At 58.3% G+C, this 11,234-nt stretch carries 10 protein-coding genes; 5 read left to right on the top strand and 5 right to left on the bottom strand.

Translation table 11 applies throughout. The annotated features are described in order from the left end of the window. The first annotated feature begins 45 nt into the window (after window positions 1-45). Both DARO_RS14760 and DARO_RS14755 read left to right on the top strand, forming a co-directional pair. Window positions 46-1,149: an ABC transporter substrate-binding protein gene (locus DARO_RS14760; RefSeq protein WP_011288609.1), complete on the top strand. Its 1,104-nt coding sequence runs from the start codon at window positions 46-48 to the stop codon at window positions 1,147-1,149. Window positions 1,150-1,163: 14 nt separating this feature from the next. After that, window positions 1,164-2,396, top strand: coding sequence for a diguanylate cyclase (locus tag DARO_RS14755; RefSeq protein ID WP_011288608.1), 1,233 nt, complete (start codon window positions 1,164-1,166; stop codon window positions 2,394-2,396). A gap of 87 nt (window positions 2,397-2,483) precedes the next feature. Here the strand turns inward: DARO_RS14755 and DARO_RS14750 are convergent, their stop codons facing one another. Both DARO_RS14750 and DARO_RS14745 read right to left on the bottom strand, forming a co-directional pair. Next, the gene (locus DARO_RS14750) at window positions 2,484-2,936 is read right to left on the bottom strand and encodes a YaiI/YqxD family protein (RefSeq protein ID WP_011288607.1); all 453 of its coding nucleotides are present in this window, start codon (window positions 2,934-2,936) and stop codon (window positions 2,484-2,486) included. A 1-nt stretch (window position 2,937) separates the two neighbouring features. Beyond that, on the bottom strand, window positions 2,938-3,921 hold the full coding sequence (locus DARO_RS14745; RefSeq protein ID WP_011288606.1) for an MBL fold metallo-hydrolase: 984 nt from the start codon (window positions 3,919-3,921) through the stop codon (window positions 2,938-2,940). A 207-nt stretch (window positions 3,922-4,128) separates the two neighbouring features. Here DARO_RS14745 and DARO_RS14740 point away from each other — a divergent pair, with 207 nt between their 5' ends. Continuing rightward, window positions 4,129-5,415, top strand: coding sequence for a hypothetical protein (locus DARO_RS14740; protein WP_011288605.1), 1,287 nt, complete (start codon window positions 4,129-4,131; stop codon window positions 5,413-5,415). Window positions 5,416-5,431: 16 nt separating this feature from the next. Here DARO_RS14740 and asd read toward each other — a convergent pair whose 3' ends face one another. The 3 genes from asd to DARO_RS14725 are packed head-to-tail and all read right to left on the bottom strand — an operon-like array spanning window position 5,432 to window position 8,535. Further along, window positions 5,432-6,280, bottom strand: coding sequence for an archaetidylserine decarboxylase (gene asd, locus DARO_RS14735; RefSeq protein WP_011288604.1), 849 nt, complete (start codon window positions 6,278-6,280; stop codon window positions 5,432-5,434). Window positions 6,281-6,309: 29 nt separating this feature from the next. Then, entirely contained in the window at window positions 6,310-7,332 is a 1,023-nt protein-coding gene (gene rlmF, locus DARO_RS14730; RefSeq protein ID WP_011288603.1) for a 23S rRNA (adenine(1618)-N(6))-methyltransferase RlmF, read from the bottom strand. 42 nt (window positions 7,333-7,374) lie between these two features. Then, window positions 7,375-8,535, bottom strand: coding sequence for an NnrS family protein (locus tag DARO_RS14725; protein WP_011288602.1), 1,161 nt, complete (start codon window positions 8,533-8,535; stop codon window positions 7,375-7,377). 167 nt (window positions 8,536-8,702) lie between these two features. On the opposite strand from DARO_RS14725, the gene DARO_RS14720 reads away from it, so the two are divergent. Further along, a complete protein-coding gene (locus tag DARO_RS14720; protein ID WP_011288601.1) occupies window positions 8,703-9,950 on the top strand; it encodes a nitronate monooxygenase in 1,248 nt (415 codons plus the stop codon). Window positions 9,951-10,034: 84 nt separating this feature from the next. Beyond that, entirely contained in the window at window positions 10,035-11,231 is a 1,197-nt protein-coding gene (locus DARO_RS14715; protein WP_011288600.1) for a hypothetical protein, read from the top strand. Window positions 11,232-11,234 lie beyond the last annotated feature (3 nt).

The raw sequence follows: 11,234 nt of genomic DNA, 5'->3' as shown, positions 1-11,234 counted from the left end.
ACCTATCTGCGCTAGACTTCCCGTCCCGCCGTCCATGAGCGTCCAATGAAGCGTCTTGCTGGTCTCCTTGCGCTGCTGTTATTTGTTTTCCCAAGTCTGGTCTGGGCCATGTCAGTCGCCTTCATCAATCCGGGAAAGTCGGATGAGGCTTACTGGCTCACTGCGACCAAGGCAATGGAAGCGGCAGCGAAAGACCTGGATATACGCTTCGAAGTCTTTTATGCCGAGCGGCAGCATCCCCGGGTGTTCGAGCTCGCCCGTCAGATTGTTGCCCGTCCTGTTGCCGATCGACCGGATTACGTGGTGATCACCAATGATTATGCGACCGGACCGGAGCTGTTACGGCTGTTCGACGCTGCCGGAATCAAGACTTTTCTGGCCTATAGCGGTATTTCAGAGCCGGTAGAGCGGGCTGTGACCGGCCAGCCGCGTGAGCATTTCAAAGGGTGGTTGGGTTCTCTCGAACCGCGGGCCCAGGAGGCAGGTTATCTCACCGCCAAGGCGCTGATCCAGCAGGGGCGTCGGGCTCAAGCTCAGGCAGCCGATGGCCGTTTGCACTTTTTGGCGATCAGTGGCGATCGGTCGACGCCGGCCTCGAATCGGCGGGGCGAGGGAATGCGCCGGGCGGTGGCCGAGGCGGGCGATGTGGTGCTCGAGCAGGAGATTTTCTCCGGCTGGAACAGGGCCAAGGCGGCCGAACAGAGTGAATGGTTGTTTCAGCGCTATCCGCTGGCCAGACTGGTCTGGGCGGGAAATGATCAGATGGCCTTTGGCGCAATGCAGGTCTGGGAGAAACGCGGCGGCAAGCCGGGTAAGGATGCCTGGTTCAGTGCAGTGAATGCTTCCCCCGAGGCGATGGCTGCCCTCAAATCCGGCCGCCTGGCGGCACTGGCTGGCGGCCACTTCATTTGCGGCGCCTGGGCGTTGGTCATGCTCTACGACTACGACCATGGCCGGGATTTTGCAGAGGGAGAGGGCGTAGAGGTGAATCAGTCGATGTTCACGCTGTTTTCGCAGAAAGATGCGGATCGTTTCATGGTGCGCTTTGGTCAACTGCACTTCGATCAGGTGAATTTTCGCCGTTTCAGCAAGGCGCTGAATCCGAAGTTGAAACGCTACGATTTCAATTTCCGGCAGCTACTGGACTAAGGATTGGGATTCGATTGAGCGCCCCTCTGTTTCGACCGATCGCCACGACCCTGATCCGCAGTGTGTTTTTGTGGGCAACGTTATGTGCCTTGGCCATTGGGTCTATCCAGGCGGCTTATTCCTACATTCATGTCCAGGATCGTTTCGAGCTGGCAGTTCGGGAGATCGGCCAGACCAATGTGCCGCTGTTGTCGGTCAGCATCTGGGACATTGAGCCTGAAGCGATTCGAAGACAGCTCGAAGTGATCGCTGCCCGACCGGAGATCGGCTACGTAAGTCTGACGGTAACCACCGGGCAGACTTTTTCGGCGGGAGACAAAGGACTGACTAACGATCGGCCCCGGCGCTTTGATATTCCGCCGCCCGGCCGGCCGGTTGGCGTAATCGGCAATCTGGAGATATTCGAGAACCCCGCTGCGTTTTACCGAGAGCTTATTTACACGCTCGGTATCGCATCGCTAGGGTATGGGGTGCTGACGCTACTTATCTGCATACTGATTGCCTACCTGCTGAAGCGTGATCTGGAACGCCCGCTGCGCCGAGTGGCGCAATTCGCCAGCGAACTGACCCCAAATCGTCTGACGATTCCACTGGAATTGGCGCGTTCGCCTGGACACGGTCGGGACGAAATCGACTTGGTTGTCGAAGGTTTTTCCGTACTGCAGTCCGGGATCAACAGCCACATCGCGAATCTGGACGAGCAGGTCGCACAGCGAACGGCTGAACTGGAGTCAGCGCTGGCGGCTATCCATCGCCTGTCGACTATTGATCCCTTGACCGGTTGCTTCAACCGTCGCCTCTTCAACGAGAGAATCCAGGAGGAGCTTGATCGGGCGATCCGCTATCAGCGCGCTCTGGCAGTGATTTTCTGCGATATCGATCACTTCAAACGGATCAATGACACTTGCGGGCATCTGCTTGGCGATCAGGTCCTTCAGGAGGCCGCCGAGTGCTTCCGTCGGGAATTGCGAGGGCATATCGATTGGGTCGCCCGCTACGGTGGCGAGGAGTTCGTCATCGTTCTGCCCGAGACCTCGCTGCCGGCAGCGATAGCGACTGCCGAGCGCCTGCGTCTGGCGCTGACTGAAAGCATGGTGGCCTTGCTTCCCGGCTTGACGGTGACGGCGAGCTTCGGCGTGACGCAGCATGTGCCTGGTGAAACCGTTCAGGAGCTGCTTCAGCGGGCCGATAACCAGCTCTATGCAGCCAAGGCGGCCGGGCGAAATCAGACCTTGCCGAGGCTATGAGTCGGTGTTTTCGCGTTACCAGGCCAGTGCTTCGTCAATCTCAATTGGCATTATGACCGCCGGGCGGCCGGAAAACTCTCCAGGGATTCAGGCAACCGGTATTTTGGCCAGAAAGCGATCCAGCTGGTTGGCGAAGGCCTGTCGATCGGCCTGGCTGAAGGCATTGGGGCCGCCGGTCTGAACGCCAGCACTGCGCAGGTCTTCCATGAAGTTGCGCATGGTCAGGCGTTCCCGAATGTTGGCGGTGGTGTACATCTCGCCGCGCGGATTCAGTGCATGGGCACCGCGCTCGATGACCAGCGAGGCGAGCGGAATGTCGGCAGTGACGACGAGGTCGCCCGCCACCACTTGATCGACGATGTGTGCGTCGGCCACGTCAAAGCCATGCGCGACCTGGATGGCGCGGATGTATTTCGACGGCGGCGTGCGCAGCATCTGGTTGGCGACCAGCGTGGTCTGGATCTGCCGACGCTCGGCGGCGCGGTAGATGATTTCCTTGATGACGCCGGGGCAGGCGTCGGCATCGACCCAGATCTGCATGTTATTTGGCCAGCGGTGCAAATTCGGCTGGCACCCAGGCGTAGCCCTTTTGCTCCTTGCGGACGTGACCGATGCCTGGGAAGGGCAGATGCATGCCGGCCACCATCAGTCTTTCCTTGGCTGCCAGGCGGAAGATGCGCTTGCGGGCGATGACCGCTTGCTTCGGATCATTGTCGAATTCGATGGCGACATCCGGGTGGGCAAACTGGACGGCATGGTTATGTACCAGATCGCCGAGAATCATCAGGCGCTGGTCGCCACTCTGCACGAGGTAGCTGGCATGACCCGGCGTATGGCCGTGCGTGTCCACGCTGGTGACGCCGGGCAGCAGTTCGCGGTCGCTGTCGAAGGTTTTCCACTTGCCGGCCGCAAGGTAAGGGGCGGCGGCATCACGTGACATCTTGAAGAAGGGCTGGAAATCCTTGGGCGCCTTGGCGGCGATTTCCTCGCTCAGCCAGAAATCGTTGTCGGCCTTGGCGGACCAGATTTCTGCATTGGCGAAAACACGTTGGCCTTCCGACGTAACGAGGCCGTTGACGTGGTCTCCGTGCAGATGGGTCACCAGCACGACATCCACCTGCTCAGGTGCATAGCCGGCCGCTTTCAGGTTATCGACGATATTGCCAAGGCCCGGCCCGAACAGCTTGGCAGCACCGGCGTCGACCAAGATCAATTTGCTGCCGGTGTTGATCAGATAGGCATTCACCGCTGTCTGTACCTTCGGTCCCTTCAGGAACTCGCGAGCCAGCAGGCGCTGGATATCGCGCTGCTGGATATTCTTCAGCAGCTTTTCGTCGAGATCGATGGCACCGTCGTATAACGCGGTGACTTCGAAGTTGCCAAGCATTAGCCGGTAATAGCCCGGGACTTGGGTCTTTTGCTGTGGCGCTTCGGCGTTGGCAAAACTTGAGGCAAATAGAAACAGTGCGGCGAGACAGAGGTGGCGGAGCGAACCGCCGATGAATGAAGAAACGGCACTGGGCATGGTGATCTCCTGGCAGGGAAGAGTGAAAACGAATGCAGATCCGGAGCGGCTTGTCGGGCGCCGCTTTTACCGGAAAGCGAATATTGCCATGGAGTGGCCTGTTGACAAATGCATCCCGGCTGCCGTTTCATGAGGCGAAACCGGTTGCCGCCAATTTTCCATCCGGCGAACGGGCGCCGTGTTTTCCCCATCCGCCAGGAGATGCCCATGATCCAAGAAACTCTCCGTCGCAGCATCCTGCGCGCTGGTATCGTGACTTTCCTTGTCTTTCCGGCCGGATGGGCGGGGGCGCAAATGCCTGACAAGCTACCGCCGGCTCCCGATTATCGTGGCGAAATTCGTCGGACGCCGGACGGGCGCTTGATGGTTATTTCCGAAGAGGCAAAACTGTTACGCGCCGCCGATTTGCCAGCCACCATGAGTGTTGGCCCAGGCGAAAAGATTACGACGCTGACCGAGGCTGCCCGACTGGCCAAGGATGGCGAGGTTATCGAGATTCGGCCCGGTGATTACCGTGGCCAACCGGCGGTCTGGACGCAGAACAACCTGCTTATCCGGGGTGTTGGCCAGCGGCCGGTCATGCTGGCCGAGGGGCAAAGTGCCGAAGGCAAGGCGATCTGGGTGGTGCGTGGTGGCAAGGTGACGATCGAGAACATCGAGTTTCGCGGTGCACGCGTGGCCAGTCTGAACGGGGCTGGCATCCGCTTCGAGAAAGGGAGCCTGACGGTCCGCTCCTGCGCCTTTTTCGACAATGAAATGGGCATCCTGACCGCTAATTTTCCTGAACTCAGTCTTGAGGTCATCGATAGTGAATTCGGCGATGCGCCACGCCACAAAGGCGATCTACATCATTTGCTATATGTCGGCGCTATCGGCAAGTTCGTGTTGCGCGGCAGCCGTTTCTACAACGGTTACCTTGGACATCTGGTCAAGTCGCGGGCACGCGAGAATCACATCCTCTATAACATGCTGGTCGATGGTGCCGGTGGCAGAGCATCCTACGAGCTGGAGTTTCCGAATGGTGGCGTTGCCTACGTGATCGGCAACGCCATCGGCCAGAGTGCCAGTACCGACAATCCGACCCTTGTCTCCTACGGAGCCGAGGGGCCGCGCTGGCCGGACAATGCGCTGTACATGGCCCACAACACGCTGATCAACGATGCGCCGGCCGGCAATTTCGTCAATGTGCGTATCGACAAAATTGCGTCTGACGTCGAGGTCTGGCTGCTCAACAATCTGTTGGTCGGTAGTGGCGATCTGTTCAAGCCGGCTCAGGGGCGTTTCGACGGAAATCGCCTGGTGGCGAGAGGGGAACTGATTGAGTCCGGTGGAATTCCGTTGCGCCTGACCAATCTGTCGCCGCTACGAGGCGCGATCCGGCCACCGGGGCAGGCCAGAGGGGTTGAGTTGTTGCCCAGTGCCGAATTCCATTTTCCGGTTGGTAGCCGGCCGATGCGTCCGGGCAGTGCGCTGGCGCCCGGTGCTTTTCAGTAGCGAGGGTGCGGCAGCTTCAGTTTGCGTTGCTGCCCATCTGTTCGCCCATGCGGATGGCCCGGCTTGGTGACCAATCCGGGTTGAAGGCGAGGGTGTTCTTCGGAAAGAGCATGACGACCGTCGATCCGAGCAGGAAGCGGCCCATTTCCTGGCCTTTTTTCAGCCTGATGTTCTGTTCGTCATAGCGCCATTCGCGGATAACGCCGGGGCGCGGCGGATTGATCGTGCCATGCCAGACGGTAGCCATGCTGCCGACGATGGTGGCGCCGACCAGGGTCAATACGAAACTACCGAATTCGGATTCGAATACGCAGATGACGCGTTCGTTGCGGGCGAACAGACCGGGGACGCCGCGGGCCGTGGTCGGATTAACCGAGAACAGTGCACCGGGTACGTAGATCATCCGGGTCAGCTTGCCGTCGCAGGGCATGTGGATGCGGTGATAGTCGCGCGGGCTGAGATAAAGCGTGGCGAAACTGCCGTTCTCGAATTGCTCGGCCAGTTTGCGATCGCCGCCGACTAGCGCGGTGGTTGAATAGCTGTGACCTTTGGCCTGGAAAATCTGGTCACGATCGATCGTGCCATACTGGCTGATCGCACCATCGACCGGGCACAGAAAGTCGGCGTCGGCGGCCGGGCGGGCGCCATCTTTCAGGGGGCGAGTGAAGAACTCGTTGAAGCTCTTGTAGCTGGCGATGTCCGGATTGGCCGCTTCCGTCATGTTGACGTTGTAGCGACGGACGAACCAGCGGATGACGCTGGTGGTCAGGCCACCGGCTTTGGCCGAGGCCAGCTTGCCGGCCAGTACGGTCAGTGCCTGTTTTGGAATCAGGTATTGGGGCAGGACGGCGAGGCGGTCGGACACAGGCAAATTTCCAGACAGAAAACCGTCAATTATACGGGGTCGGCCGCTGGCGGAGTCGCTTCGGCTGTCAAGGGCGCAGTCTGCTCGGCGAAGGCTGGAACGGCATAGGAGGGCGCGGCAGTCCACCGTTCGCGGCGCCACTTTTCGCGCTCGCCGTTGCCGCAGAAGGTCCAGGCGACCAGGCGGCTTTGCTTTTGGCCTTGCGCCATCGGAATGATGCGCGACTCGACGACCTTGGCCTTCTTCAGTGCAGCTTCAATATGCGGCAGGTTGTCGCCTTGCGAGAGCAGGCTGGTGAACCACATCACCCGCTTCGGGATGTTGCAGCTTTGCTCGATCATCCGTTTGACGAAGGCACGTTCGCCGCCGTTACACCACAGTTCACTACCGCCGCCGCCGAAATTCAGGCGCGGTTCAGCTGCGCCACGTTTGGCACCTGGCTTGTTCAGGTTGTTCCACTTGCGCTGGCTGACCGCGTGGACATCATCCGGGGAATTGTGGAAAGGCGGGTTGCAGATCGACAGGTCGAAGACTTCGCCGGAGCGTAGTAGACCGGTGAAGATGTTGTCCCACACTGGCTGGTGGCGCAGTTCGATGTCGCTGGCCAATTCCGGGTTTTTGCCGATGATGCTCTGGGCGTTGGCCAGTGCCGCTTCGTCGATATCGACACCGAGGAAGGACCAGCCGTATTCGGCATGACCGATCAGCGGATAGACCATGTTGGCACCGACGCCGATGTCGAGCACGCGTACGCCGGGGCCGCTCGGAATGTTCTTCTTGTTGCAGGTCGCCAGCAGGTCGGCGACGCTGTGAATGTAATCAGCACGGCCCGGAATCGGCGGACACAGGTAGCCGGCCGGAATATCCCAGCCCTTGACCCCATAGTGATGCATCAGGATTGCCCGGTTGAGCATCTTGACGGCAGCAGGGTTGGCGAAGTCAATGCTGGCCGTGCCAGCCTGCGTCGTCTTGATGTGCTTGGCCAAGGCGGCCGAGGTGGCGGCTAGCGCGGCAAAATCGTAGCCTTCGGCATTCTTGTTGCGGGGGTGCATGGCTTACTCGGACGGACGGCGGGGGGCGAAGTATCCCACGAATCAATGTTCCCTGCCGTCGATGCGCGGCTGCAGCAGCATCGGGATGGTGCGCCAGGCCAGGATGCCGAAGGCTGCCAGCCAGCAGGTGGCCGACAGATGTATCCAGCCGATATAGGCGGCCGGTGCCAGCTGTGGCAGCAGGACGCGGATGAAAAGGGCAGCAAGCATGATGTAGAGCACCAGCCGGTCGATGCCGTCGAATACCACCTTGCGGCCGGTGTGGCCTTTGGAGATACGGATGATCATGGCCGGGATGACCGTGCCCATGGCGCCGAAGGTGAACAGGTGCACCGACACTGAGCCGACCCAAACGAAATTGACGACGTGGCCGAAGGCCTCGATCAACAGCTGGCCAACGATACACAGGTAACCGACGTACATGATGCCGATGTCGATGCGCGTGAAGGCAAGTCGTGGCTTCCAGTAGAAAAAGCGGATGGTGAGCAACGTGGCCAGCAACAAAGAGATCACTGCGGTCATCGGGCGGGGCAGGACAAATTCGATGACCAGCAGCAGGCCGAGCAGTTTGATTGCCATGTCCAGCTTGGTGTGGCGCAGGATTTGGGCCTGAAAGGCGGCCTTCATGAAGCCGGTGAGCGTGCGCTCCAGCATGACCAGGAAAGCCAGCCGGAAGAGTGCGATGGCCATGCTGTAGCCGGCTGTGAAGTCGCCGCCCGCCAGCATCAGGTACTTGGCAAAGATGAAGGCTGGCAGCATCACCAGGAAAAAGGCATTGTCGCGATAGCTGTCCTTGTCACGGTGACGGATCAGCGTCCACATCAGCATGGCAATGATGCTGCCCAGAAAAAGGTTGTTTACCAGCAGGAAAAGGGGCATTGGCCAGGTGCCACCAAAGCTCATGCCTATCCGTTCGGCAAGCCAGGCGCCAGAAAGCCACATGAGCGCCAGGCCGTGATAGCCGCGAATACTGACCCAGTTCTTGGTTGAGGTGAGCAGGAAGCCACCGAGTACCGCCCAGCCAAAACCGAAGAACATTTCGTGGGCGTGCCATTGCACCGAGGTGAATGGGTTTGAAGGCGCTGCGAGGTGGCCGCTGAAGATCTGCGCCCAGAGCATTGGCAACAACATGCCGGCCAGGCAAGCCAGGGTGAAGAATGGACGGAAGCCGACCAGCCAGAGAGGGTGATTTGAAACGCGCATGGCGAACCTGTTGCCCGATGAAGTATCTAAATCATAAGTTTAGCGACACTTGACGCGGACAAAATTGATTTATCCCTGCCTCGTCAAGCATCGGTCTTAACATTGGCGTAAAATTCCAATCTTGGCCGGGGAAGAGGGGTTGCTGGCCGGTTTCCATAAGGATAATGATGAAGCGTGTGGATGATTTCCGCTTGCGGCTTGGCAAGCATGAACTGGTTCCGATCATGGTCGGTGGCATGGGCGTCGATATTTCGAGCGCCGATCTGGCTGTCGAGGTGGCCCGTTTAGGCGGTGTTGGCCATATTTCCGACGCAATGATCAAGACGGTTTCGGATCGCCGCTACAAGACCAAGTTCGTCAAGGACAAGCTCGCGCTTTACAAGTACAACGTCGAAAACGAAGACAAGTCACCGGTCCAGTTCGACCTCGGCAAGTTGGCAGAAGCCACCCGCCTGCACGTTGAAGAATCCATGTCGCGCAAGAAGGGCGACGGCATGATCTTCATCAACTGCATGGAAAAGCTGACCATGAATGCGCCGAAAGAGACGCTGAAGGTTCGCATGACCGCCGCGATGGATTCCGGTATCGAAGGCATTACGCTGGCTGCCGGCCTGCATCTGGGGTCTTTCGCCCTGATTGAGGACCATCCGCGTTTCCGCGACGTCCAGCTGGGCATCATCGTTTCCTCGGTGCGTGCCCTGCAACTCTTCCTGAAAAAGAATTTCCGTACCGGGCGCCTGCCTGATTACATTGTGGTCGAAGGTCCGCTGGCTGGCGGCCACCTCGGTTTCGGCATGGACTGGGCGCAGTATGATCTGGCCACCATCGTCGCTGAAGTGATGCAGTATCTGAAGAACGAAAAACTGGATATCCCGGTTATTCCGGCCGGTGGCATCTTTACCGGTTCCGATGCGACTGCTTTCCTTGAAGCAGGCGCTGCTGCAGTCCAGGTGGCGACCCGCTTTACCGTCGCTGAAGAATGCGGCTTGCCGGCCAACGTCAAGCAGGAGTACTTCAAGGCCAGCGAAGAGGATATCGAGGTCAACCAGATTTCACCGACCGGTTACCCGATGCGAATGATCAAGGGCAGCCCGGGCATCGGTGCCGGCATTCGCCCGAACTGCGAAGCCTATGGTTACCTGCTTGATGCCAACGGCAAGTGTTCCTATGTGACTGCCTACAATCGAGAAGTGGCGGCTCACCCGGGAGCGCGCAAGGTTTCGGTCATGGACAAGACCTGTCTGTGCACGCATATGCGTAATTTCGATATCTGGACTTGCGGCCATCTGACCTATCGCCTGAAGGACACCACCCGCCGCCTTGAGGATGGCAGCTATCAGATTCTGTCAGCCGAGCATGTCTTCAAGGATTATCAGTTCAGCGTCGAACAGAAGATAGCCTTGCCTGAGCTGTAATCTGACTGATTCAAGGGCACACGATACATTTCGTGTGCCTTTTTTATTTGCGGTTTCTTCGCCGATATCTCGTTCACAACAACCATGCTCGTTGCCAAGATGTTGCGCCTGACAGACGCTCTACGTTTGCTCAAACTATTGGCGGTCAGTTGCGCCTTCGCGCAACTCATCGGCACGCCGGTTTTGGCAGACCAGGAGCAGACGTTTAGCTTGCAGGGTTTTGGCACCTTGGGGATGGCAAGGACAACTTCCAATGATTTGGAGTTTGTTCGCGACTTGTCACAGCCTGGCGGCATCAAGAAAAACTGGGATGGGCGGGGCGACAGTGTGCTGGGCCTGCAGGGTGGCTGGCATATCAACAAGGAGTTTGAGGCGGTTGTTCAGGCAACAACCCGCTACCGCTACGACCGGACATACCACCCGGAAATCAGCTGGGCTTTCGTCAAGTATGATCCAACACCCAATCTGACTTTACGTGCAGGGCGTCTCGGTACGGAATTCTTCATGATGGCCGATTCCCGATGGGTTGGCTATTCCTTCCTAACCGTACGGCCACCCGGTGATTACTTCTGGTATCTGCCGTTTTATAGCATTCATGGGCTGGATGCAGCGTACACCGTACCTCTCGGTGAGCATCTTCTTCGCATCAAGGCTTTCTATGGCCATTCCGACGGCAAGATTCCTCTGGCCGACAGGCAATGGGAAATCAAGGATTCACCGATGCTTGGCGGATTTCTTGAGTACCAAATTGCTTCATGGTTGATCCGGGCGAGTTACGCCAATATCACCTTCAAGAATAATTTGCCGCTCGGCACTTTGTTGCCAGCATCCTCGCTTGAATACCTGGCAACGAAGGACAGGCGCACCGACTATTATTCCCTGGGTGTAGTCTATGATCAGGGGCCGTGGCAGGTGCAATTGATGCTGAATCATATCGAGCAGGGTAATAATGCGCTTGAGGATTCCAATGGGGGGTACTTGCTTGCCGGTTACAGGATTGCTCAGGTTACGCCCTATCTCGGCTATTCGTGGGTGCGATCGGAACGGCATGCTAGTCCTGATCTTTATGCGAGTCGTGTGATCGCTGATTCGCATTCGGATCAAAAAACGAGCATTGTTGGCATGCGCTGGGATGTGGCGCGTAATGTTGCAGTGAAGGCTCAGTGGGATGGCGTTCGTGGTGACCCGACATCAATCTTTCCGTATCGCAATGATCCAGTTAATGGTCGTTGGTCCGGAAAGATGGACATTTACTCCCTGACGGTCGACTTTGTCTTCTAAGCA

It is taken from the genome of Dechloromonas aromatica RCB (assembly GCF_000012425.1).
Note: the sequence above shows the minus strand (reverse complement) of the source record. Positions and strands in the feature narration are given on the sequence as shown.

Excerpts from the sequence above, each read along its gene's own strand:
- DARO_RS14760 (WP_011288609.1), top strand. The coding sequence starts at position 46 with ATGAAGCGTCTTGCTGGTCTCCTTGCGCTGCTGTTATTTGTTTTCCCA.
- DARO_RS14750 (WP_011288607.1), bottom strand. The coding sequence starts at position 2,936 with ATGCAGATCTGGGTCGATGCCGACGCCTGCCCCGGCGTCATCAAGGAA.
- DARO_RS14745 (WP_011288606.1), bottom strand. The coding sequence starts at position 3,921 with ATGCCCAGTGCCGTTTCTTCATTCATCGGCGGTTCGCTCCGCCACCTC.
- DARO_RS14740 (WP_011288605.1), top strand. The coding sequence starts at position 4,129 with ATGATCCAAGAAACTCTCCGTCGCAGCATCCTGCGCGCTGGTATCGTG.
- rlmF (WP_011288603.1), bottom strand. The coding sequence starts at position 7,332 with ATGCACCCCCGCAACAAGAATGCCGAAGGCTACGATTTTGCCGCGCTA.
- DARO_RS14725 (WP_011288602.1), bottom strand. The coding sequence starts at position 8,535 with ATGCGCGTTTCAAATCACCCTCTCTGGCTGGTCGGCTTCCGTCCATTC.
- DARO_RS14720 (WP_011288601.1), top strand. The coding sequence starts at position 8,703 with ATGAAGCGTGTGGATGATTTCCGCTTGCGGCTTGGCAAGCATGAACTG.
- DARO_RS14715 (WP_011288600.1), top strand. The coding sequence starts at position 10,035 with ATGCTCGTTGCCAAGATGTTGCGCCTGACAGACGCTCTACGTTTGCTC.